This is a genomic window from Marinobacterium nitratireducens (assembly GCF_014645375.1).
GTDB classification, from domain to species: domain Bacteria; phylum Pseudomonadota; class Gammaproteobacteria; order Pseudomonadales; family Balneatricaceae; genus Marinobacterium_A; species Marinobacterium_A nitratireducens.
This window is the reverse complement of sequence record NZ_BMLT01000006.1, coordinates 168,902-191,263: the sequence shown is the minus strand read 5'-3', so window position 1 is coordinate 191,263 and position 22,362 is coordinate 168,902. Positions and strand designations below refer to the sequence as shown.

The 22,362-nt window shown below is 63.1% G+C and carries 19 protein-coding genes; 12 read left to right on the top strand and 7 right to left on the bottom strand.

Annotation, left to right across the window (positions count from 1 at the left end; all coding sequences use genetic code 11):
• Positions 1-230: 230 nt before the first annotated feature.
• On the bottom strand, positions 231-695 hold the full coding sequence (locus tag IEX85_RS13255) for an EVE domain-containing protein (RefSeq protein WP_188861090.1): 465 nt from the start codon (positions 693-695) through the stop codon (positions 231-233).
• A 419-nt stretch (positions 696-1,114) separates the two neighbouring features.
• Between IEX85_RS13255 and IEX85_RS13250 the strand changes: the two genes are divergently transcribed.
• The 4 genes from IEX85_RS13250 (at position 1,115) to IEX85_RS13235 (ending at position 5,203) form a co-directional block, all read left to right on the top strand.
• On the top strand, positions 1,115-2,218 hold the full coding sequence (locus IEX85_RS13250) for a polyamine ABC transporter substrate-binding protein (RefSeq protein ID WP_188861089.1): 1,104 nt from the start codon (positions 1,115-1,117) through the stop codon (positions 2,216-2,218).
• Between the two features lie 60 nt (positions 2,219-2,278).
• On the top strand, positions 2,279-3,415 hold the full coding sequence (locus IEX85_RS13245) for an ABC transporter ATP-binding protein (protein ID WP_188861088.1): 1,137 nt from the start codon (positions 2,279-2,281) through the stop codon (positions 3,413-3,415).
• Entirely contained in the window at positions 3,412-4,314 is a 903-nt protein-coding gene (locus IEX85_RS13240; RefSeq protein WP_188861087.1) for an ABC transporter permease subunit, read from the top strand. The genes IEX85_RS13245 and IEX85_RS13240 overlap by 4 nt, the downstream gene beginning before the upstream one ends.
• Before the next feature lie 79 nt (positions 4,315-4,393).
• Positions 4,394-5,203, top strand: coding sequence for an ABC transporter permease subunit (locus IEX85_RS13235; protein ID WP_188861086.1), 810 nt, complete (start codon positions 4,394-4,396; stop codon positions 5,201-5,203).
• Positions 5,204-6,419: 1,216 nt separating this feature from the next.
• Here IEX85_RS13235 and IEX85_RS13230 read toward each other — a convergent pair.
• Positions 6,420-7,034 (bottom strand): response regulator, encoded by a 615-nt coding sequence (locus tag IEX85_RS13230; protein WP_188861085.1) that lies wholly within the window; start codon positions 7,032-7,034, stop codon positions 6,420-6,422.
• A 197-nt stretch (positions 7,035-7,231) separates the two neighbouring features.
• On the opposite strand from IEX85_RS13230, the gene IEX85_RS13225 reads away from it, so the two are divergent.
• Genes IEX85_RS13225 through IEX85_RS13215 form a run of 3 tightly spaced genes read left to right on the top strand, consistent with a single transcriptional unit; the run spans position 7,232 to position 9,031 of the window.
• Positions 7,232-7,702 carry a PaaI family thioesterase gene (locus IEX85_RS13225; protein WP_188861084.1) on the top strand — a complete coding sequence of 157 codons (471 nt, stop codon included), beginning with the start codon at positions 7,232-7,234 and terminating at the stop codon, positions 7,700-7,702.
• Between the two features lie 25 nt (positions 7,703-7,727).
• Positions 7,728-8,522, top strand: a complete 795-nt coding sequence (locus tag IEX85_RS13220) for an enoyl-CoA hydratase-related protein (protein ID WP_188861083.1) — start codon at positions 7,728-7,730, stop codon at positions 8,520-8,522.
• Positions 8,519-9,031 (top strand): gamma-glutamylcyclotransferase family protein, encoded by a 513-nt coding sequence (locus IEX85_RS13215; RefSeq protein ID WP_188861082.1) that lies wholly within the window; start codon positions 8,519-8,521, stop codon positions 9,029-9,031. The genes IEX85_RS13220 and IEX85_RS13215 overlap by 4 nt, the downstream gene beginning before the upstream one ends.
• A 160-nt stretch (positions 9,032-9,191) precedes the next feature.
• On the opposite strand, the gene cysG is transcribed toward IEX85_RS13215, so the two are convergent.
• The 5 genes from cysG to IEX85_RS13190 all read right to left on the bottom strand — a co-directional run bounded on the left by cysG (position 9,192) and on the right by IEX85_RS13190 (position 14,906).
• The gene (gene cysG, locus IEX85_RS13210; RefSeq protein ID WP_188861081.1) at positions 9,192-10,634 is read right to left on the bottom strand and encodes a siroheme synthase CysG; all 1,443 of its coding nucleotides are present in this window, start codon (positions 10,632-10,634) and stop codon (positions 9,192-9,194) included.
• A gap of 439 nt (positions 10,635-11,073) precedes the next feature.
• On the bottom strand, positions 11,074-11,793 hold the full coding sequence (locus IEX85_RS13205) for a phosphoadenylyl-sulfate reductase (RefSeq protein ID WP_188861080.1): 720 nt from the start codon (positions 11,791-11,793) through the stop codon (positions 11,074-11,076).
• 63 nt (positions 11,794-11,856) lie between these two features.
• Complete coding sequence (locus IEX85_RS13200) at positions 11,857-12,351, bottom strand: DUF934 domain-containing protein (protein ID WP_188861079.1); 495 nt, start codon at positions 12,349-12,351, stop codon at positions 11,857-11,859.
• On the bottom strand, positions 12,335-13,999 hold the full coding sequence (locus IEX85_RS13195) for a nitrite/sulfite reductase (protein WP_188861078.1): 1,665 nt from the start codon (positions 13,997-13,999) through the stop codon (positions 12,335-12,337). The genes IEX85_RS13200 and IEX85_RS13195 overlap by 17 nt, the downstream gene beginning before the upstream one ends.
• A 121-nt stretch (positions 14,000-14,120) precedes the next feature.
• Positions 14,121-14,906, bottom strand: coding sequence for a sulfite exporter TauE/SafE family protein (locus IEX85_RS13190; RefSeq protein ID WP_188861077.1), 786 nt, complete (start codon positions 14,904-14,906; stop codon positions 14,121-14,123).
• 268 nt (positions 14,907-15,174) lie between these two features.
• Between IEX85_RS13190 and cysD the strand changes: the two genes are divergently transcribed.
• The 5 genes from cysD to rsxC all read left to right on the top strand — a co-directional run bounded on the left by cysD (position 15,175) and on the right by rsxC (position 22,341).
• A complete protein-coding gene (cysD, locus tag IEX85_RS13185; protein ID WP_373290911.1) occupies positions 15,175-16,092 on the top strand; it encodes a sulfate adenylyltransferase subunit CysD in 918 nt (305 codons plus the stop codon).
• 221 nt (positions 16,093-16,313) lie between these two features.
• Positions 16,314-18,038 carry a sulfate adenylyltransferase subunit CysN gene (gene cysN, locus IEX85_RS13180; protein ID WP_188861076.1) on the top strand — a complete coding sequence of 575 codons (1,725 nt, stop codon included), beginning with the start codon at positions 16,314-16,316 and terminating at the stop codon, positions 18,036-18,038.
• Positions 18,039-18,444: 406 nt separating this feature from the next.
• Entirely contained in the window at positions 18,445-19,026 is a 582-nt protein-coding gene (gene rsxA, locus IEX85_RS13175; RefSeq protein ID WP_188861075.1) for an electron transport complex subunit RsxA, read from the top strand.
• Positions 19,027-19,039: 13 nt separating this feature from the next.
• Positions 19,040-19,639: an electron transport complex subunit RsxB gene (rsxB, locus tag IEX85_RS13170; RefSeq protein ID WP_188861074.1), complete on the top strand. Its 600-nt coding sequence runs from the start codon at positions 19,040-19,042 to the stop codon at positions 19,637-19,639.
• Complete coding sequence (gene rsxC, locus IEX85_RS13165; protein WP_188861073.1) at positions 19,639-22,341, top strand: electron transport complex subunit RsxC; 2,703 nt, start codon at positions 19,639-19,641, stop codon at positions 22,339-22,341. The genes rsxB and rsxC overlap by 1 nt, the downstream gene beginning before the upstream one ends.
• Positions 22,342-22,362 lie beyond the last annotated feature (21 nt).

Sequence of the window (22,362 nt, the reverse complement as noted above, 5' to 3'; positions counted from 1 at the left end):
CTCGCGCCTGGGAAATACGAAGAATTCCTGTCTGGACTCCGGGACCTGTTCGCAGGATCCCTCGAGGCGCTTTATGATTTCTGCTCACCATATTCGGAAAAAAAGGAAACGGCAACCGCGTCAAGCAATCCAAAACCGGTGAGAGGTAAGGGTATATCCTGATCCTCATGGCCGCAACAGCCGCCAGACCTGAAGAACCGTCTGAAAAATGCGACACCAAAAAGCGTATGTCATGAACCGTTTTCAAGGGTTTCTATCAACCTCCACTCCTCCGGCCTCACCGGCTGCACCGACAAACGCCCCTGCCGCAGCAGCACCATGTCCACAAGCTCCGGGATCTGCTTCAGGGTTTTGAGCGGCACTATACGGGCGAAGCGCCGGCGCAGCCGCACATCGACGCAAAACCAGCGTGGTGCATCCGCTGATGACCGGGCATCGAACAGCGCGTTCGCCGGATCGAACTGACCGGGATCCGGATAGGACTCACCGACGACCTCGGCGATACCGGCAATACCCACCTGACGACAGCTGCTGTGGTAGATCAGCACCCGGTCGCCGGCATGAATCTCGTCGCGCAGGTAATTGCGCGCCTGAAAGTTGCGAATTTCGTCCCAGCGTGCGGTCTGCTCTGGCGCCTGCGCCAGGTCGTCGATACCGAAAACGTCGGGTTCGGTCTTGAAAAGCCAGTAGTTCATGCCATTCCCAGTGTTGGAACAGAGGGCGCCAAGGCGCCCACTCAGGAGGAAATATGTCTGCGTAGTTTTCCACAGCTGCCGGCAGAAGCAACAGCCTACCCCCGATAACCATCGGGATCCTCCAGTCTGCGAAGCGCCTTGATAATCGCCGGCACCGGCCGGCGCTTGACGTTGCCTGCCCTGAACACTAGCTTGAACGAAGTCCGCTGCCCGCCGGGCCGGCTTCCCCGCCGGCACCGGCACCTTCGCCCGGCGGCCAAAAAAGTTGCCGGGCACAGCAAAAAATGTTGGTGTTTTTTTCCGCTTTTGTTCATATTCGGCGCTGCAAAACAGGCGCAGGAACCGGGTCCGAAAAGGCCCGCCCGGGCGCGCTGTAACAGCGTTTCCATAGTATCACTGCTGATGGGGGAGCCCCTTCAATGAAGAGCTGGTCATTCGGTTTGAAAGCAGTCGCCGCCGCCCTTGCGCTGGGCGCCGCCGCACAGGTTGCGGCACAGGAGGAACTGCACGTTTACAACTGGTCCGACTACATTGCCGAAGATACGCTCGAGCGCTTCCAGCAGGAGACCGGCATCAAGGTACTCTACGATGTCTACGACTCCAACGAGGTACTCGAAGCCAAGCTGCTCGCCGGCCATAGCGGCTACGACCTGATCTTCCCGACCGCGCGTCCCTTCGCCGATCGTCAGCTCAAGGCCGGTATCCTGCAACCGGTCAACAAGGAAGCGCTGACCCATTACGCCAATCTGGATCCGGTGATTCTCGGCTCTCTGGGTGATATCGACGAGGGTCACAACTACCTGGTGCCTTACATGTGGGGTACTACCGGCATCGGCATCAACGTGGCCAAGGTGCGCGAAGTTCTGGGCGATGACGCGGAGCTGGACAGCTGGGGCCTGATTTTCGACCCCGAGGTGAGCGCCAAGCTGGCCGGCTGCGGCATCTCGCTGATGGACGATCCGACCGAAGTGCTGATTGCCGCGCGCGCCTACCTTGGCAAGGACCCGAACGACTTCAGCAGCGAGGCGCTCGACGAAGCGGCCGCCGTCATCAACGCCGCACGCCCGAACATCCGTTATTTCCACAGCTCGCAGTACATCAACGACCTGGCCAACGGCGATCTCTGCGTGGCCCACGGCTACAGCGGCGACGTGCTGCAGGCCCGTGACCGTGCGGACGAGGCCGGCAATGGTGTCGAGATCGCCTATCTGGTACCCACCGAAGGCGCCGTGGTCTGGACCGACGTGATGGCGATTCCGTCCGACGCGCCGAATCCCCAGGCTGCGCAGAAATTCATCGACTTCCTGCTGCGTCCGGACGTCATCGCACCGATCACCAACTACGTGGCCTACGCCAACGCCAACGCCGCGGCCACCGAACTGGTCGACGAGGATATCCGCCAGGACCCCGGCATCTATCCGCCGCAGGCCACCCGCGAGCGTTTCATCACGCCGAAAACACCGAGCAACCGCGAAACCAAGTCCATCAACCGCCTCTGGACCCGGATCAAGACCGGTCAGTAACGCCCTGCCGGAGCCCCCTCCCAAGGGGGCTCCCCCGTTCTCGGAGCACAATCGACATACATGAACCAGGCACGCAACACGGCCAGCGACGCCAGCTGGCAGGCTGGCAGCGCGGAACCGGCCATCCGGATCGAGAACGTCACCAAGACCTTCGGCAAGACCTACGCGGTGGATGACGTCAGCCTCGACATCTACCCGGGCGAGTTCTTCTCGCTGCTGGGGCCGTCCGGGTGCGGCAAGACCACGCTGCTGCGCATGCTCGCCGGGTTCGAAACCCCGAGCAGCGGGCGCATCCTGATCGACGGCAAGGATGTCACCCAGGTGGCGCCGTACGAACGCCCGATCAACATGATGTTCCAGTCCTACGCGCTCTTTCCTCATATGACGGTGGCGGACAATATCGCCTTCGGCCTCAAGCAGGAAGGCATGCCCCGCAGCGAACGGGACAAGCGTGTTCAGGAAATGATGGAGCTGGTGCAGATCGTCCCCTTCGCCGAGCGCAAACCGCACCAGCTGTCCGGCGGTCAGCGGCAGCGCGTCGCGCTGGCCCGCGCCCTGGCCAAGCACCCGCGCATCCTGCTGCTGGACGAACCGCTCGGTGCGCTGGACAAGAAGCTGCGGGAAAAAACCCAGTTCGAGCTGGTCAATATTCAGGAGCGCCTGGGCATCACCTTCATCATCGTCACCCACGACCAGGAAGAGGCGATGACGATGTCCTCGCGCATCGCGCTGATGCGCGACGGCCGCGTCGAGCAGGTCGACCCGCCGCGACGCCTGTACGAATTCCCCATCAGCCGCTATGCCGCCAATTTCATAGGTTCCGTCAACCTGTTCGAAGGCGTGGTGATCGAGCAACAGGGCGACGAGGTCCTGCTGCAGTGCGACGAGGCCGGCGCGGTATTGCGGGTGCGTGACAGCCGCAAGATGGCCTCGGGGATGCCGTTGTGCCTGGCGGTAAGGCCGGAAAAAATCCGCCTGCTCGCGCCGGGGGAAGAGGGTCCCAACCAGCTTACCGGCGTGATCCGTGAAATCGCCTACCTTGGCGATGTCTCGATCTATCACCTGGAGCTGCCGGGCGGCAAGCGGGTCCAGTTCACCCAGTCCAATGTCCAGGCCCTGGCGGAGCAGCCGCTGACCTGGGATCAGACGGTCACCATCAGCTGGCGACCGGACAGCTGCGGAGCCCTCAGCGAATGAAGTGGCCGGCCCTTCCGCGCCCCGAAGGCCGCCAGTTCATCATCGGCATCCCCTGGTTCTGGCTCGCGCTGTTCTTCCTGCTGCCATTCCTGTTCGTGCTCAAGCTGAGCCTGTCCGAGTCGACCCTGGCGCAGCCGCCGTACCTGGATATCGTGCGCGAATTCAAGGACGGTCTGGTGGTACTGGCGATCAACCTCGGCAACTACGAGCTGCTGCTGGAGGACAGCCTGTACGTCAAGGCGCTCATCAGCTCGCTCGAGATCGCCGCATTCTCGACGCTGCTGACGCTGCTGCTTGGCTATCCCATGGCCTACGCCATCGCCCGTGCCCCACGGCACTGGCGCCTGCCGCTGATGATGCTGATCATCCTGCCGTTCTGGACCTCCTTTCTGATCAGGGTCTACGCCTGGATCGGCATTCTCAAGAACAACGGCCTGATCAACCAGACGCTGATGGCGCTGGGGCTGATCGACAGTCCGCTGGAAATGCTGCACACCCCGTTCGCGGTCTACGTCGGTATCGTTTACAGCTATCTGCCCTTCATGGTGCTGCCGCTGTACGCGACCCTGATCCGCCTCGACATGACCCTACTGGAAGCGGCGGCAGACCTCGGCTGTCGCCCCTGGAAGCAGTTTCTGACCATTACCCTGCCGCTGTCGCTGCCGGGGGTGCTCGCCGGCGCCATGCTGGTATTCATCCCGGTGATGGGCGAGTTCGTGATTCCGGACCTGCTCGGCGGCCCCAACACCCTGATGCTCGGCAAGTTGATGTGGACCGAATTCTTCAGCAACAAGGACTGGCCGCTGGCATCGGCGCTGGCCGCGGTGCTGCTGGTGGTGCTGATCATTCCGTTCATGCTGCTGCGACATTTCGAACGGCGCAGCGAGGAGGCTCAGTGAAATCGCCATTGCCACCCGCCGAAAAAAACCTGCTGCGACACGGCCCAGGCCCAGAACGACGCAACGGGAGGACACTGCGATGACCCGGCGTTCGCCGCTGCTGCTGAGCGTACTGCTGTTCGGCTACGCCTTCCTGTACGGCCCGATCATTTCACTGATGGTCTACTCGTTCAACGAAAGCCGACTGGTGACGGTCTGGGGAGGTTTCAGTACCAAGTGGTACTTCGAGCTGCTCGACAACGACCAGATACTCGGTGCCGCCTGGCTCAGTATCAAGATCGCCGCCGTCAATGCCAGTGTCGCAGTGGTGCTCGGCACCCTGGCGGCTATGGCACTGGTGCGCTACGGCCGCTTCCGCGGACGCGCCACCCTCGAAACCATGGTCACGGCTCCAATGGTGATGCCGGACGTCATCATCGGTCTTTCGCTGCTGCTGCTGTTCGTCTCGATGGAACGTCTGACCGGCTGGCCCCAGGGCCGCGGCCAGACCACCATTACCCTGGCTCACATCACCTTTTCCATGGCCTATGTCACGGTGGTGGTGCGCAGCCGGCTGGCGCACATGGACAGGTCGCTCGAGGAGGCCGCGCTGGATCTCGGCGCCCGGCCAATGAAGGTGTTCTTCGCCATCACCCTGCCGATCATTGCCCCGGCACTGGCCGCCGGCTGGCTACTGGCGTTCACGCTGTCGATGGACGACCTGGTGATTGCAAGCTTCGTCTCCGGCCCCGGCGCCACCACGCTGCCGATGGTGGTCTATTCCAGCGTCCGGCTCGGCGTCAGCCCGGAGATCAATGCCCTGGCCACCATTATCGTGGTGATCGTCAGCCTGGCCGTTGCCGCCGCCGGTTTGCTAATGTACCGGCAGGAGAAGCGCCAGCAGGATTGAAAGATCCAGAGGACAGTGCTCGGTAGGTTGGGTCTAGCGCCGCAGCGACTGCCAGGACGGCAGGAATGCCGGTATTGCAGGAGCAAATACCGGCCGCGTAACCCAACACCGGCAGGTTCGGATTTGATGGGGTTCGCGATGCCCGAGTCTCCCTGGGATATGGCCGGTTCGTGCCAATGCATCGCTCAGCCCATCCTACAGGCACGCACCCGAGGTCAGATTGTAGGTTGGGTCTAGCGCCGCAGGCGCGTAACCCAACACCGGCAGGTTCGGGAACCTATGGTGCCAACGGTGCCAACCGAAACCAATCGATCTGCAATACGATCGATTTGATGGGGTTCGTGATGCCCGAGTCTCCCTGGGATATGGCCGGTTCGTGCCAATGCATCGTTCAGCCCATCCTACGGGCGCGCACGAGGTCAGATTGTAGGTTGGGTCTAGCGCCGCAGCGACTGCCAGGACGGCAGGAATGCCGGTATTGCAGGAGCAAATACCGGCCGCGTAACCCAACACCGGCAGGTTCGGGAAACTATGGTGCCAACGGTGCCAACCGAAACCAATCGATCTGCAATACGATCGATTTGATGGGGTTCGCGATGCCCGAGCCTCCCTGGGATATGGCCGGTTCGTGCCAATGCATCGCTCAGCCCATCCTACAGGCACGCGCCCGAGGTCAGATTGTAGGTTGGGTCTAGCGCCGCAGGCGCGTAACCCAACACCGGCAGGTTCGGATTTGATGGGGTTCGCGATGCCCGAGTCTCCCTGGGATATGGCCGGTTCGTGCCAATGCATCGCTCAGCCCATCCTACAGGCACGCACCCGAGGTCAGATTGCAGGTTGGGTCTAGCGCCGCAGGCGCGTAAGCCAACACCGGCAGGTTCGGGAACCTATGGTGCCAACCGAAACCAATCGATCTGCAATATGATCGCTTTGATGGGGTTCGCGATGCCCGAGTCTACCTGGGATGTGGCCGGTTCGTGCCAGTGCATCGCTCAGCCCATCCTACGGCACGCACGAGGTCAGAATGTAGGTTGGGTCTAGCGCCGCAGGCGCGTAACCCAACACCGGCAGGTTCGGGAACCTATGGTGCCAACCGAAACCAATCGATCTGCAATATGATCGATTTGATGGGGTTCGCGATGCCCGAGTCTCCCTGGGATGTGGCCGGTTCGTGCCAATGCATCGCTCAGCCCATCCTACAGGCACGCACCCGAGGTCAGCCGGCGAGCAGACGCTCGATACATTCGCGAATGCGCTCGAAGGGTACGGGTTTGGGCAGCACCTGGCACTCGACGCCGACCGGCATGCTGGTCAACACCTCTTCCGGCTCCAGCGCCGAAATCACCATCAGTTCCATGCGCTCGAGCACCCCGCTGTGCTTGAGCGCTGCGATCATCTGGAAGCCGTCGATATTCGGCAGATTGAGGTCAAGAATCAGCAGCCTCGGCTCCACCTGACCGATGGTCAGCAAACCGGCGTAGCCGTTATCGGCCAGATGCAGATCGAGTGGCAGATCCCAGCTTTTCAGGGTCAGCTCGTAAAGACGCAGCAAGGTCGCCTCGTCCTCGACCACCAGAACCGGCAGCGACTGGTTCTCGCCGCTCTTTGCAGAACTCTCTGCGGAGCTTGCCGGCAGCACAGGCCCCTGCCCCGCCATCAACTCCTGCGCGAGCTTCCGCACTTCGGTCAGACTGAACCGACGGTGCCCACCCGGCGTTTTCCAGCTCGCCACGACGCCGGCGTCCGCCCAGAGCTGTACCGTCCGTGCGGAAACACCCAGCAGCTCGGCCGCCTTGCGGCTGGTACAGATGTCTTCCTGCTTGATACTCATCGCCACTCTTTGCCGATCATTTGTCTAATTCCTGCATTCTACACGTATATAATAAAGTGTGCTAAAACAGGCATAACTTAAAGCCATTTTTACAGCCAACGAGCAGTCCGACACAAGCCTCATCTTCAACGGTGGCAATATTGCCGCCCGACTCGCATTGCGGCAATCTAAGAGGCCACCCGCAATGGATGATAGTCATGACCGCCACCGCCTTCCAGGACCAGATACCCGGCAATCACTGTTTCGGCTGCGGCCCGGGCAATGCCGGCGGACTGCAGATCAAAAGCTACTGGCAGCCCGACGGCAGCGCCATCTGTCATTTCCGGCCCTCACCGCAGCACTGCGCAGGACCTGCGCAAACGCTCAATGGCGGCATTATCGCCACTCTGATCGACTGCCACGGCATCTGTACCGCCATTGCCGACGCCTATCGTCGCGACGGACGGGCGATCGGCCAGGGCAACGAAATCTGGTACGCCACCGGGAAGCTCGAAGTCAGCTACCGGGCGCCGGCGCCGATCGATGCCGAGCTGGAACTGCTGGCACGGGTGGACGAGGTCAGCGACCGCAAGACAATACTCAGCTGTACCCTCAGCGCCAACGGCGCCCGCTGCGCCGAGGCCCGGGTGGTCGCGGTGCGCGTACCGGATGACTGGCGTCAACGCTGAAACCGAACAGACAGAAGGAGTCTCCATGCAACTGCCCGCTCTGGAAGATGCCAGCCTGACTCTGCAGGATGGCGTGGCCACACTCAGGTTCGACCGTGACGATGTGCGCAATGCCCTGACCGGCACCGCCCTGGTCGATGACATCATCGCCACTCTCGACTGGGCCAACCGCTGCAACGAGGCCCGCGTACTGGTGCTGACCGGTAACGGCAGCGCCTTTTCGGCCGGCGGCAACATTCACGACATGCGTGCGCGCCAGGGCGACTTCGCCGGCGATGTCGCCGAACTGGAGGAGCGCTACCGCCGCGGTATCCAGCGCTTGCCGCTGGCGATGGAGAAAGCTGAAATCCCGGTGATCGCCGCCATCAACGGCGCCGCCGTTGGAGCCGGCTTCGACCTGGCCTGCATGTGCGACCTGCGCATTGCCGCAGACAGTGTTCGCATGGGCGAAACCTTCCTCAATCTCGGGATCATTCCCGGCGATGGCGGCGCCTGGTTTCTGCAACGCCTGGTCGGCTACCAGCGCGCCGCCGAACTGACGCTGACAGGACGACTGATCGGCGCCGGCGAAGCACTGGACCTGGGGCTGCTGCTGGAAGTGACCGCGGCGGACCAGTTGCTGCCACGATCCCTGGAACTGGCCGCCCGCATCGCGACTCAGCCGGGACGTGCAACCCGCCTGACCAAGCGTCTGCTGAAGTCGGCGCGGCGTCTGGAGCTGGCCGACTTTCTCGATCTGTGCGCCTGCTACCAGGGAATGTGCCATCAGGAAGAAGAGCACCTGGCGGCGGTGGAAGCCTTTTTCCGCAACCGGACATGAAAGACGCGCTGCTGTATTTCGCCTACGGCTCGAATATGGCGCTGGAGCGCCTGCGGGCACGGGTGCCCGAGGCCGAGCCGCTGTCGAGCGGCATTCTGCGCGAACACAGCCTGCGCTTTCACAAGATCGGGCAGGACGGTTCCGCCAAGTGCGACGCCTTTGCCACCGGGCAGCCCTGCGACAGGGTCCACGGGGTGCTGTACCGGCTGGAACGCAGCAGCCGACCGCTGCTGGACCGGGTTGAAGGACTGGGATACGGGTACGAAATCCGCGATGTCGGGATCGAGCTGGCGGACGGCCGCACGCTGGCGGCATTTATCTATTCCGCCACCCTCATCGACCCGCGACTGCACCCTTTCGACTGGTATCTCGAACATGTGCTGCGAGGCGCCCGTCAGGCACAGCTGCCGCAGCAGTACCTGGAGGCCCTGCTGCGACAGGCCTGCCAGCCGGACCCCGATGCAGAGCGCGCCGCGCTCGAGCGCGCGCTCTATCAAACGCACCTGTAGCCGCCCCCACGCCCGCTGGATGCCGGCGCGATTCGGTTCAACGCCGGCACCAGCCGCTTTTCGTAGCCACGCCCCGCGGCGAACCGAATCGCCCCCATGCCATCCCATTCACGGCGAGGAAGTGCCTTCCGGGTGCGCCTCCCCCCTTACGCCTTACGCCTTAGGCCTCACCAATCTCATGATGAATGCGCATCAAACTGTGGTTGCGCCCCTCCAGGAGATCGTCGCCGAACCAGGAGAGACTTTCGTGCAGCGCCACCACCTCGCCGATAATCACCAGTGCGGGCGCGGGCAACTGCGCCTCCTGCTGCAGTTCGGCGATATTGGCGAGCGTGCCGGTCAGCACTTTCTGATCCTGGGCGGTGCCGCGGGATACGATTGCCGCGGGGGTGCCGGGGGGCTTGCCGTGAGCAATCAGCTTGTCGCTGAGTTCCGCCAGCGTGTGCAGCCCCATGTAGAATACGATGGTCTGGTTCGGATGCACCAGCTCGGCGAAGTTGAGGTCGGAGGTCCGGTTCTTCAGCTGGCCGGTGACAAACTTCACCGACTGGGCGTGGTGACGGTCCGTCAGCGGGATGCCGGCATAGGTGGCGCAGGCGCTGGCTGCGGTGATGCCGGGCACCACCTGGAACGGGATGCCGTGCGGTTTGAGCGAGACCAGCTCCTCGGCGCCGCGACCGAAAATGAACGGATCCCCGCCCTTCAACCGCAGCACCCGCTTGCCTTCGAGGGCATATTTGACCAGCAGATCGTTGATGCCTTCCTGCGGCAATGTGTGCTGATCGCGCTTCTTGCCGACGTAGACCATATCGGCATCGCGCCGGCACAGCTCCAGCACATCCTGCGACACCAGTGCATCGTAGAGCACCACATCGGCCTGCTGCATCAGGCGCAGCGCCTTGAAGGTCAAAAGCTCGGGATCACCGGGGCCGGCGCCGACCAGATACACCTCACCGACCTGGTGATCGGGGTCCGCCGCCTGCAATTTGGACTCCAGCAGCGCTTCGGCTTCACCCATGCGGCCGGCGAATGCCTTTTCGGCAACCTGCCCCTGCAGTACGGACTCCCAGAACTTGCGGCGCTGATTGACACCGGAAAAGCGCTCCTTGACCCGGTTGCGGAAACGCCCGGCCAGCTCGCCGAGACGGCTGTAACCGTTGGGAATCAGGGTTTCGAGCCGGGCCCGCAGCGTGCGCGCCAGCACCGGCGAGTCGCCACCGGAGGAAATGCCGATCACGATCGGGGAGCGGTCCACGATGGCGGGAAACACGAAGGTGCAGAGACTGGGCGAGTCCACCACGTTGACCGGCAGGTTTCGCGCCACGGCGTCGTAGTGGATGCGCTCGTGCAGCGACGGGTCATCGGTGGCGGCCACCACCAGTACCTGGCCGTCCAGCAGGCCGCTGTGATACTCCCCGACGACCAGCTGACCGCTCTGGTTTTCCACCATTTCGGCAAGTTCCGGACAGATCTCGTGAGCCACCACCGTAAGACGGGCGCCGGCCCGGAGCATCAACCGCGCTTTACGCAACGCGATCTGACCGCCACCCACCAGCAGCGCCGGTTGATCCCGCAGACGGAAAAATAGAGGAAGGTACTCCACGGTCCAGACTCCTTTGACTCTTTTGACTTAAGTGTACGTCAAGCCGCTGCCCCTTGAGAGGCCGGCACTGCGCGTTATCGATGCAAAATAGCGGCCAGGCTGCATGCACCGAAATTCCGACGGCCAGCCCCAGCCCGAACATTGAACGCACCAACATAGAACAAACTGACGCACCATTGCGATGCACGAAACACCGGCACGTTTCGCTGCGCTCAAGGTGCCCTACAGGACACCGAACGCCCCTAGGGGGCCCTGCGCGAAGCGAACGGCACCCGACAAAAAACTTCGCCCGCACAGCGGGCTCCTACGATACCTTCGAAAGCCGTAGGAGCCCGCTGTGCGGGCGAATGACATCAAGCAACAGTTTCTGGCAGGAAGCGGGCGCCGCAAGCTTCACCCGCGAGCCGGGCTGCAAAAGCTTCGCCCGGGGACCGGGCTCCTACTTGAACTTGAGCGGGGTGGCCGGGTGCAGACCGCATTCGCGGTTTTCCGGGTTCTCCCACCACCAGCGGCCGGAGCGGACATCCTCGCCCACCGAAATCGCGCGGGTGCAGGGTGCACAGCCGATGCTCGGATAGTGGCGGTCGTGCAGCTCGTTGTAAGGCACCTCATTGGCGCGAATATAGGCCCAGACTTCTTTTTCGGACCAGTCCGCCAACGGGTTCAGCTTCTGCAGCCCATTGCCTTCGTCCCACTCGCTGAAAGCGATCTCGTCACGGGTCACCGACTGCTCGCGACGCAGACCGGTGATCCAGGCCTTGTTGCCGGACAGCGCACGCTTGAGCGGCTTGATTTTGCGCACGAAGCAGCAGCCCTTGCGCAACTCCTGGGATTCATAGAACGCATTGATGCCGTTTTCGGCGACGTAGGCTTCGACATCGGCCGCTTCCGGGTAGTAAACGTCCAGTTTCAGGTTGCCGTACCGCTGGCGCACCTGCGCCAGCAGCTTCAGGGTTTCCTCCGGCAGCCGGCCGGTATCCAGCACGAACATCCGGATCGACGGCGCCTGTTTGCTGATCAGGTCGGTCAGCACCACATCCTCGGCTCCGAGACTGTTGGCGAAAACGATGCCGTCCGCATATTCCCCGGCCGCCTGGTTCAGCAGGCCGGCGACGTGCTCGATCTTGGCCTGCAGCTCGGCACTAATCTGCTCGCTCATGAAAAACTCCTCACCTCGTAAGACAACGGCCGCCGCCCGCGGGGACGGCGGCCGCCCGGATACTCAGCGGCCCTGGCGGTAAATCGGCCGCGGGTCGTCGAGAGCACCCTGGTAGTAGGCACCGATTTCACCGAAGGCATTCAGCGTTTCCGGCGTAAAGCGGTCTTCCGGCACCTGCAGGGCGTCGAAGCCGCACCGGTGCAGATACTCGAAGCGGTCGCGGGTGACGTCGCCGACGGCACGCAGCTGGCCCTTGAAGCCGGCGCGGCGTACCAGGCGGGCCTGGCTGAAGCCGCGGCCGTCGCGGAATACCGGAAACTCGACCGCGACCAGCGCCAGCTTGTCGAGATCGGCCAGCAGCGGTTCGATGTCGTCGTCGCCGTTGAACTGCACGCCCAGCGCACCGTTGTGCGCGGCCAGAGCGTCACGGTTCTCCAGCCAGAGCGCAAGCGGTACCACGATATCGCCGTCTTTCGGCAGCTGCTCGAGGCTGGCTTCGGCGTCCACGAACTGCCAGTTATCCTGGCTGACGACCTGACGATTAATGAGCAGCGGCATAAACCTTCTCCTTGAACGGGGCGACACCGATACGACGCACGGTTTCGATAAAGGACTCGTTTTCCACGCGGCTTTCCACGTAGGTGAGCAGGATTTTCTCCAGGGTGTCGGCGACTTCATCGGCGCCGACGGACTTGCCCAGCACCTTGCCCAGCGAGGCGTCTTCCTTGTCGGAGCCGCCGAGGGTGATCTGGTACCAGTCCTCGCCGTTCTTGTCGACACCGAGGATGCCGATATGACCGACATGATGGTGACCACAGGCGTTGATGCAGCCGGACATGTTCAGCCGGATTTCACCGAGATCGTACTGGAAGTCCAGATCGTCGAACTTCTGGTTGATCTGGTCGGCGATACCGAGTGTCTTGGCGTTGGCCAGGGCGCAGAAATCGCCGCCCGGGCAGACGATCATGTCGCTGAGCATGTTGATGTTCGGGCGCGCCATGTTGTGCTCGGCCAGCACCTGCCAGACCGCGTACAGATCGGCGTTCCTGACGTCGGCCAGTACCAGGTTCTGGGTATGGGTGACGCGGATATCGCCCCAGCTGTAGCTGTCGGCAAGGTCGGCGACCACGTCCATCTGCTGATCGGTGGCATCGCCAGCCGGCGCCAGCATCGGCTTCAGCGAGACGACCACGCCCCGGTAACCGTCGACCTTGTGTTCGACCGTGTTCTTCTCGTACCAGACGCGGAAGTCGGTGTCGCTGGCCAGCTTGTCGGCAAGGCTGGTGTCGGCCGCCGCGGCGCTGTCGTAATCGAACGGCTTGAAGAAGCCCTGCACCCGCGCGATCTCTTCCGCGGTCAGCTTGAGCTCCGGCTGCTCGGCCTTGATCTGCTCCCACTCGGCCTCGACCTGACGGGCAAACTCTTCGGCACCCAGCGCCTGCACCAGAATCTTGATGCGGGCCTTGTACTTGTTGTCGCGACGTCCCTTGAGGTTGTAAACGCGCAGAATCGCCTCGAGGTAGGACAGCAGGTCCTCCTTCGGCAGGAATTCACGGATCGTCTTGCCGATCATCGGGGTACGGCCGAGGCCACCGCCGACCAGCACCTCGAAGCCGATCTCGCCGGCGTCGTTCTTCACCAGGTGCAGACCGATATCGTGCACCTGGGACGCGGCGCGGTCTTCCGGACCGCCAGTGACCGCCATCTTGAATTTGCGCGGCAGGTAGGCGAATTCCGGGTGGAAGGTCGACCACTGACGGATCAGCTCGCAGTACGGCCGCGGATCCTCGATTTCGTTGGCATTGATGCCGGCGAAATGGTCGGTGGTGGTGTTGCGGATACAGTTGCCCGAGGTCTGGATGGCGTGCATCTGCACCTGCGCCAGCTCGGCAAGAATATCGGGCACCTCTTCCAGCTTCGGCCAGTTGAACTGGATGTTGGTCCGGGTGGTGAAGTGACCGTAGCCCTTGTCGTAGGTACGGGCGATGTGCGCCAGCTTGCGCATCTGCGCCGACGACAGCAGGCCGTACGGAATCGCGACGCGCAGCATCGGTGCCTGACGCTGGATGTACAGGCCGTTCATCAGCCGCAGCGGCAGGAACTCCTCGTCGGGCAGTTCGCCCGCCAGGAAACGGCGGGTCTGATCGCGAAACTGGGCGACGCGGTCGTCGACCAGCTTCTGGTCTACTTCGTTATATTGATACATGCTCCAACACCTTGCGTGGCGGCTGCGCCGCCGTTCACCTCAAAATCTGTGGATATTGACCCGCCACCGGCGGGTCAATTCTTGGGAATACCGATTGTTGCCTGCCTGAGTCTCGAACCGATCAGCCCGCCAGCACGAAGCGCAGGCCGATCGCGAACAGAATGGAACCCATGATCGGCTGCATCACCTTGGGCGAGAGCCGCACTCCGACATGACTGCCGAGAAACACGCCGGGCAGCGAACCAATCAGCAAGTATAACAGCAGCGACAGGTCGACATTACCCATCGTGTAGTGCCCGGCACCCGCCACGCTGGTCAGCACCACCGCATGCACCAGGTCGGTGCCGACGATACCCGGCATCAGCATACGCGGGTACAGCAGGATCAGCATCGCCGTGCCCAGGGCACCGGCGCCGACCGACGACAGTGTTACCAGGGCACCCAGCAGAAGTCCCATCAGCACCGTGGCGTAAGGCCGAATCCGGCGCGCACGATCGGCCAGCGGGTGGTTCTCCAGGCTCAGCGCCTTCTCGCGAATGCGATTACGCAGGAACACTGCAATCGAGGTCAGCACCAGCGACACGCCCAGTGTCATGTTCATCAGGTGCTCGATGCTTTCCAGCGCCTCGAGCCCCTTCAGGTAATTGAGCGTCAGCAGGCTGCCCGGAATGCTGCCGGCAAGCAGCAGGCCCACCACTTTCCAGTGCACCATCTTCTTGCGGGCATAGGACCACATGCCGCCGAACTTGGTAATCGCGGCGTAGAGCAGATCGGTACTGACGGCCACCACCGGTGCGATACCGAAGACGACGATCAGGATCGGCGTCATCAGGGCCCCGCCCCCGATGCCGGTCAGGCCGACGACAAAGCCCACCACCAGACCTGCAAAACTGTAAGCGACTTCCATGCTGGCAACCCACTACTGATAAGTGGCGCCCATCATACTGGCGCGCGTTTATAACGCAAAATACTAATTGGAAATTTTGTTATAACTATTTAACGCATCGCTTCGAGCCCGTCACCGATGCCCCGCCAGGGGCGCCATATAGCCTAAACGAATAAATGGATGTGAATTTATTCTTTTTGATTGTATGTCGACTTTGTAATAATGCGCCGCAATATGGCCTGCAGTGCAGCGCCCGCGAGTTACATTTATAGAAGAAAGGGCCCGATCCATGAATCAGTTGCCGGAACATCGTCTGACGCACCTCAGACAGCTGGAAGCGGAGAGCATCCATATCATCCGCGAAGTCGCCGCGAGCTTCGACAACCCGGTCATGCTGTACTCCATCGGCAAGGATTCGTCGGTGATGCTGCACCTGGCCCGCAAGGCATTCTACCCGGGCAAGCCGCCGTTCCCGCTGATGCACGTCGACACCACCTGGAAGTTTCGCGACATGATCGCCTTCCGCGACCGCATGGCCGATGAAGCCGGCATGGACCTGATCGTGCACATCAACCCGGAAGGTGTCGAGATGGGCATCAGCCCCTTCGTGCACGGCTCCAAGAAACACACCGACATCATGAAGACCCAGAGCCTCAAGCAGGCGCTCGACAAGTACAAGTTCGATGCGGCCTTCGGCGGCGCACGCCGCGACGAGGAGAAGTCCCGCGCCAAGGAGCGCGTGTTCTCGTTCCGCGACAAGCACCACCGCTGGGACCCGAAGAACCAGCGCCCGGAACTCTGGAACATCTACAACACCCGTGTCGACAAGGGCGAGAGCATCCGCGTCTTCCCGCTGTCGAACTGGACCGAACTCGACATCTGGCAGTACATCTACCTCGAAAACATCGAGATCGTGCCGCTGTACTACTCCGCGCTGCGTCCGGTCGTGGAACGCGACGGCATGACCATCATGGTCGACGACGACCGCATGCCGCTGGAGCCGGGCGAAGAGCCGCAGATGAAGAAAGTCCGCTTCCGCACCCTGGGCTGCTACCCGCTGACCGGCGCCATCGAGTCCGAGGCAGACACTCTGCCGGAGATCATTCAGGAAATGCTGCTGGCCACCACATCGGAACGCCAGGGCCGCGCCATCGACCACGACAGCGCAGGCTCCATGGAGCAGAAGAAGATGGAAGGTTATTTCTGACGACGTAGGAGCGCCGCCCCGGCGCGAATGGGAGTTTCACCCGGCACCGCGCCGCAGCCATTCGCCCGCGGAGCGGGCTCCTGCAACGCCCGACAGTCTGGAACCTGGTGCTGATCCGGTCTTGAGCGCCCGATACAGCACACGCGGAACAAGATCCGCAAACCCTGAACGCCGGCACATGCCACTTGGGGCTTGCGGCCAAAAGCCTGGAGCTTAAAGAAATGAGTCACCAAAGCGATCTGATCGCAACCGATATCGAAGCCTACCTGGCACAGCACGAAAACAAGGAACTGCTGCGGTTTCTCACCTGCGGCAGCGTCGACGACGGCAAGTCCACCCTGATCGGCCGCCTGCTGCACGATTCCAAGATGATCTACGAGGATCAGCTGGCAGCGATCCAGAACGACAGCAAGAAGGTCGGCACCACCGGTGACGAGATCGACCTGGCACTGCTGGTCGACGGCCTGGCCGCCGAGCGCGAGCAGGGCATCACCATCGATGTGGCCTACCGCTACTTCTCCACTTCCAAGCGCAAGTTCATCATCGCCGATACCCCGGGGCACGAGCAGTACACCCGCAACATGGCCACCGGCGCCTCGACCTGCGACCTGGCGATCATCCTGATCGACGCCCGTCACGGTGTGCAGGTGCAGACCAAGCGCCACAGCTTTATCGTCTCCCTGCTGGGCATCAAGCACGTTATCGTCGCGGTCAACAAGATGGATCTGGTCGACTTCAGCCAGGAACGCTTCGAGCAGATCAAGGCCGACTATCTCGACTTCACCCGCAACCTGAACCTGCCGGACGTGGAGTTCGTGCCGCTGTCGGCGCTCAAGGGCGACAATGTGGTGTCGCTGTCGGAAAAGTCGCCCTGGTACCAGGGTGAGCCGCTGATGAGCCTGCTCGAGTCCGTCGAAATCGCCCATGACCGCAACTTCGACGATCTGCGCTTCCCGGTGCAGTACGTCAACCGCCCGCACCTCGACTTCCGCGGCTACTGCGGCACCCTGACCGCCGGCACCGTCAAGCCCGGCGACGCCGTCACCGTGCTGCCGTCCGGCAAATCGAGCAAGGTCAAATCGATCGTCACCTTCGACGGCGACCTCGACGAGGCCTTCCCGCCGATGTCGGTGACGCTGACCCTGGAAGACGAGATCGACGTGTCCCGCGGCGATATCCTGGTGCACAGCGACAAGGTGCCCGACGTCACCAGCCGCTTCGACGCCATGGTGGTGTGGATGTCCGAGAACGCGCTGATCCCGGGCCGCACCTATGACATCAAGCTGGCGACCCAGACCGTCGCCGGCGGCATCAGTCATATCCGTCACCGCGTCGACGTCAACACCCTGGAACAGTTCCCGAGCACCAGCCTGGCACTGAACGAAATCGCGCGCTGCGAAATCAGTGTCGAGCGTCCGATCATCGCCGACGATTACCGCCAGCACGCGGGCACCGGCTCCTTCATCATCGTCGACCGCCTGAGCAATGCCACCGTGGCCGCCGGCATGATCGTCAACGACGGCGAGCAGGCACTGCAGGACGACAACGACGCCATCAGCGCAGAACCGCAGGTCAGCCGTGCCGACAAGGAGCGCCGCTACGGCCAGCGCGCCGGTATCGTGGCGATCAGCGGCGGCACCGAGGACAGCCGCGCCACCCTGCTGTACAGCACCGAGAAGCGCCTGTTCGATGCCGGCCGCGCGGTCGCCGTGCTGCGCGAGGACAGCCTGCCGCCGGCGCTCAAGGGCAATCTCAGCGAAACCGCTCAGCTGCTGGCCGACAACGGCCTGGTGGTGCTGCTCGAGGGCGTCAGCGAAGCGCCGGGCGCTCTGAGCGTCGACCTCAACGGCCAGAGCGGCGATCTGCGCATCAACAGCGAGGCGCAGAGCCCGGCCGAGCAGGTCAAGGCGCTGCTGGCGCTGCTCAAGGCACACGCACTGGCGTAACCGCTGTTCCGCCGGCTCGATGCCGGCAACGGTAACGGACAAGGCCCGGGCGCAGTTCACTGCCCCGGGCCTTGGCTTCTGGGTCCGCGTATTGCTGTGGCCCGTTAATATGCCGCCGGACCTTACCGGAGCGGGCACAATCCGGTAAAATTTCGCCCGCTGTTTTGACAGGCTGAGTAGGATGGGTAAAGGGGCGCTAACCGAGGTGGCGTCAGGATGCCTGAGAATAGTCGTGCGCCACGCAACCCATCGTGAAGTGTCGGTTCGGCGCCGCGGACAGGCCGAACACCCGGAGGGTTGCGCCGCCGCACGTAGCCGGGCCGCCGGACAGGATATGCCATTGCGGCCTCACCCATCCTACGAATGACTCCGGGAGACGACTCTCCCATACGACTAGAGCATCGCAATGACGGAATTTTTGCTTATTCTGATCAGCACCGTGCTGGTGAACAACTTCGTGCTGGTCCAGTTCCTGGGCCTGTGCCCCTTCATGGGCGTTTCCAACAAGCTGGAAACGGCGATGGGCATGTCGCTGGCGACCACCTTCGTGCTGACCCTGTCGTCCGTCTGCAGCTATCTGGTGTACAGCTATCTGCTGGCGCCGCTGGATATGGCCTTCCTCAAGACCATTTCCTTCATCCTCGTGATCGCCGTGGTGGTGCAGTTCACCGAAATGGTGGTACGCAAGACCAGCCCGCTGCTGTATCGCGTGCTGGGCATCTTCCTGCCGCTGATCACCACCAACTGCGCGGTGCTCGGCGTGGCGCTGCTGAACATCAAGAAGATGAACGGCTTCATGGAATCCATCGTCTACGGCTTCGGCGCTGCGGTCGGCTTTTCGCTGGCGCTGATCCTGTTCTCGGCGATCCGCGAGCGCGTTGCCGTTGCCGACGTCCCGACACCCTTTCGCGGCGCCGCCATCGGCATGGTCACCGCCGGACTGATGTCGCTGGCCTTCATGGGCTTCACCGGCCTGGTTTCGTTCTGAGCGGGGAGATTTCATGAGCGCTGTCATTATCGCGATACTCGTACTGCTGGGCCTGGCCACCGTGTTCGGCATTCTGCTTGGCTTCGCCTCGGTGCGCTTCAAGGTCGAGGGCAACCCCATCGTCGACCAGATCGACGCCCTGCTGCCCCAGACCCAGTGCGGCCAGTGCGGCTATCCCGGCTGCCGCCCCTACGCCGAGGCGATCGCCGGCGGCGACGCCATCAACAAGTGCCCTCCGGGCGGGCAGTCCACCATCGAGGCGCTGGCGGACCTGCTCGACGTCGAGGCGGTGCCGCTCGATGACGAGCACGGCGAAGAGAAGCCCCGGTCCGTGGCCTATATCCGCGAAGACGAATGCATCGGCTGCACCAAGTGCATCCAGGCCTGCCCGGTCGACGCCATCCTCGGCGCCGCCAAGCAGATGCATACCGTCATCGCCTCCGAGTGCACCGGCTGCGACCTCTGCGTCGAGCCCTGCCCGGTCGACTGTATTGACATGATTCCGATCGAAACCACCCTGAACACCTGGAAATGGCCGGCGCCGACGCCCGGCGTACAACTGATCGCCACCGACGCCGGACGTGGCCGCATGCAGCACGGAGACGCCGCCTGATGGGCCACGTATTCGCATTCCATGGCGGAATCCACCCGCCCGAGAACAAGCGCCAGTCCACCCGCAAGCCGATCCGCCAGGCGCCGCTGCCGCAGCACCTGGTACTGCCGCTGGCGCAGCACCTGGGTGCGCCCGCCGAACCGTTGGTCAAGCCCGGCGACCGGGTGCTCAAGGGGCAGCTTATCGCCAGTGCCGCCGGCCGCGTCAGCGCCGCGCTGCACGCGCCGACCTCCGGTGTCATCAGCTCCATCGGGCCCTACCCCGTGCCCCACGCGTCCGGCATGGAAGGCACCTGCATCATGCTCGAGGCGGATGGCGAGGAGCGCTGGATCGAGCATCAGGGCCTTGCGGATTTTCGCCGCATGCCGAAATCCGAGCTGATCGACTTTATCCGCAACAGCGGCATAGCCGGCATGGGCGGCGCCGGTTTCCCCACCGACGTCAAGCTGCACCTCGGCGAAGACCACATCGTCAACACCCTGATCATCAATGCCGCCGAGTGCGAGCCCTATATCACGGCGGACGATATGCTGATGCGCGAGCGCGCCGAGGATATCGTCGCCGGCATCGAGGTCATCGCCCACCTGCTCGAGCCAAGTCATATCCTGATCGGTACCGAGGACAACAAGCCGCAGGCGGTCAGAGCGCTGGAAAAGGCGCTCAAGGGCTGCAAGCTGAATATCGACATCCGGGTGGTGCCGACCAAATACCCGTCCGGCGGCGAGAAACAGCTGATCAAGCTGCTCACCGACGTCGAGGTGCCAAGCGGCCGTATCCCCGCCGACGTCGGCATCGTCTGCCAGAACGTCGGCACCGCCTACGCCATCGCCCGGGCGGTCCGGCATGGCGAACCGCTGATTTCCCGTATCGTCACCCTCACCGGCGATGCCCTCGGCCAGCCGCAGAACTTCGAAACCCTGATCGGCACCCCGTACCAGCTGCTGCTCGAAGCCAGCCGGGTCAGCGACCGAAAGCTCTACCGTCTGGTGGTCGGCGGGCCGATGATGGGGTTTGCCGTCGATAACGATCAGATTCCGGTGATCAAGACCACCAACTGTCTGATCGCCTCGACCTACGACGAGATGCCGCCGGCGCCCCCGGCGCAGGAGTGCATTCGCTGCGGCCTGTGCGAGCAGGTGTGCCCGGCCGAACTGCTGCCGCAGCAGCTGTACTGGTTCGCCAAGGGTCGCGAACTCGACAAAGCCAAGCATCACAACCTGTTCGACTGCATCGAGTGCGGCGCCTGCTCCTACGTCTGCTCCAGCTATATTCCGCTGGTGCAGTACTATCGCAACGCCAAGGCGGAAATCCGTACCGAGGAAGCCGAACAGCGCAAGGCCGAACACGCGCGCCAGCGCTTCGAAGCTCGACAGGCCCGCCTCGAAGCCGAGAAAGCCGAGAAGGAAGCCCGCCGCAAAGCCCGTGCCGAGGAAGCCGCACGCAACCAGGCCAAGAAAAAGGACCAGAGCGAAGCCGTCGCGGCGGCCCCGAGCGGCGGCGTAGGCGATCTCAAGGCGCTGAAAACCGCCGCGGCCGTCGCCCGCACCAAACTGAAAAAGGCGCAGAAGGCCGTCGACAGCGCCCGCGAAAGCGGTAGCGGCGACCTCGCGGCGCTGGAGTCGGAACTGCAGCAGGCGCAGCAGAAGGCCGACGCCGCCCAGCAGGCACTGGACGCGGCCGAGCGAGGCGACGCCCAGGCCGCAGGCCAGCCGGACCTGAAGCAGCTCAAGACCGCCGCCGCCGTCGCCCGCACCAAGCTCAAACAGGCCGAGAAGGCGCTGAAGAACGCCGAAGACAAGGGCCAGGACGGCGTCGAGGCGCTGCGCGCCACGGTACAGCAGCTGACGGCCAAGGCCGAGGCAGCGCAGCAGGCCTACGAGACGGCCGAGAAAGGCGAAAGCGCAGGCGGCGCAGACACTGCGAAAGTGGCCGAACTGAAAGCCGATATGGACGCCGCCAGGGGCAAGGTCGAGAAGGCGCAGAAAGCGCTCGACGACGCCATCGCCAGCGGCAGCCCCGCCGCCGAGAAGATGAAAGCCGGTGTCGAGAAGCTGCAGGGCAAGTACGAAGACGCCCGCAAGGCCTGGGAGGCCGCCGCCGGCACGGCACAGCCCGGGGCAAGCCCGGCCAAGCTCGCCGAACTCAAGGCCGATATGCACGCCGCCGGCGCCAAGGTCGAGAAAGCGCAGAAGGCGCTCGACGACGCCATCGCCAGCGGCAGCCCGGCCGCCGAGAAAATGAAGGCCGGCGTTGCCAAGCTGCAGGGCAAGTACAACGAGGCCCACAAGGCCTGGCTCGACGCCGGTGGCGAGGCACAGGCGCCGACGCAGACCGAAAAGCCGGATCTGAAGGCGCTGAAACAGCAGGTCTCGATCATGCGCACCAAGCTGAAGAAGGCCGAGAAGGCACTCGAGGAGGGCGAAGGCAGCGAAGCCGAGGTGCAGGAGCTGCGGCAGCGCCACGATGCCGCCAAGGCCGAGCTCGACGGCGCCGAACAGGCCCGTATCGCCGAGGCCGCCGCCGCCGGCGTCGACCTCAAGCAGCTGCAGATCGATGCAGCGCTGGCCCGCGCCGCGGTCACCAAGGCCGAGCGCGCCCTGGGAAAGGCCGGGGATGACGACCGCGAGGCGCTCAGGCAGGCGCTGCAGGAGGCGAACCTCAAGGCCGAGGAACTGAACCAGACGCTGAGCCGTTTTGAATAGCCGTTTTGCATAGGATTTAAT

Bases quoted from the DNA above. Each gene is read 5' to 3' on its own strand.
- cysD (WP_373290911.1), top strand. From the start codon at position 15,175: ATGAATCAGTTGCCGGAACATCGTCTGACGCACCTCAGACAGCTGGAA.
- IEX85_RS13215 (WP_188861082.1), top strand. From the start codon at position 8,519: ATGAAAGACGCGCTGCTGTATTTCGCCTACGGCTCGAATATGGCGCTG.
- IEX85_RS13190 (WP_188861077.1), bottom strand. From the start codon at position 14,906: ATGGAAGTCGCTTACAGTTTTGCAGGTCTGGTGGTGGGCTTTGTCGTC.
- rsxC (WP_188861073.1), top strand. From the start codon at position 19,639: ATGGGCCACGTATTCGCATTCCATGGCGGAATCCACCCGCCCGAGAAC.
- rsxA (WP_188861075.1), top strand. From the start codon at position 18,445: ATGACGGAATTTTTGCTTATTCTGATCAGCACCGTGCTGGTGAACAAC.
- IEX85_RS13220 (WP_188861083.1), top strand. From the start codon at position 7,728: ATGCAACTGCCCGCTCTGGAAGATGCCAGCCTGACTCTGCAGGATGGC.
- IEX85_RS13230 (WP_188861085.1), bottom strand. From the start codon at position 7,034: ATGAGTATCAAGCAGGAAGACATCTGTACCAGCCGCAAGGCGGCCGAG.
- cysN (WP_188861076.1), top strand. From the start codon at position 16,314: ATGAGTCACCAAAGCGATCTGATCGCAACCGATATCGAAGCCTACCTG.
- IEX85_RS13205 (WP_188861080.1), bottom strand. From the start codon at position 11,793: ATGAGCGAGCAGATTAGTGCCGAGCTGCAGGCCAAGATCGAGCACGTC.
- IEX85_RS13250 (WP_188861089.1), top strand. From the start codon at position 1,115: ATGAAGAGCTGGTCATTCGGTTTGAAAGCAGTCGCCGCCGCCCTTGCG.
- IEX85_RS13245 (WP_188861088.1), top strand. From the start codon at position 2,279: ATGAACCAGGCACGCAACACGGCCAGCGACGCCAGCTGGCAGGCTGGC.
- IEX85_RS13225 (WP_188861084.1), top strand. From the start codon at position 7,232: ATGACCGCCACCGCCTTCCAGGACCAGATACCCGGCAATCACTGTTTC.
- IEX85_RS13240 (WP_188861087.1), top strand. From the start codon at position 3,412: ATGAAGTGGCCGGCCCTTCCGCGCCCCGAAGGCCGCCAGTTCATCATC.
- IEX85_RS13255 (WP_188861090.1), bottom strand. From the start codon at position 695: ATGAACTACTGGCTTTTCAAGACCGAACCCGACGTTTTCGGTATCGAC.
- IEX85_RS13200 (WP_188861079.1), bottom strand. From the start codon at position 12,351: ATGCCGCTGCTCATTAATCGTCAGGTCGTCAGCCAGGATAACTGGCAG.
- IEX85_RS13235 (WP_188861086.1), top strand. From the start codon at position 4,394: ATGACCCGGCGTTCGCCGCTGCTGCTGAGCGTACTGCTGTTCGGCTAC.
- IEX85_RS13195 (WP_188861078.1), bottom strand. From the start codon at position 13,999: ATGTATCAATATAACGAAGTAGACCAGAAGCTGGTCGACGACCGCGTC.
- rsxB (WP_188861074.1), top strand. From the start codon at position 19,040: ATGAGCGCTGTCATTATCGCGATACTCGTACTGCTGGGCCTGGCCACC.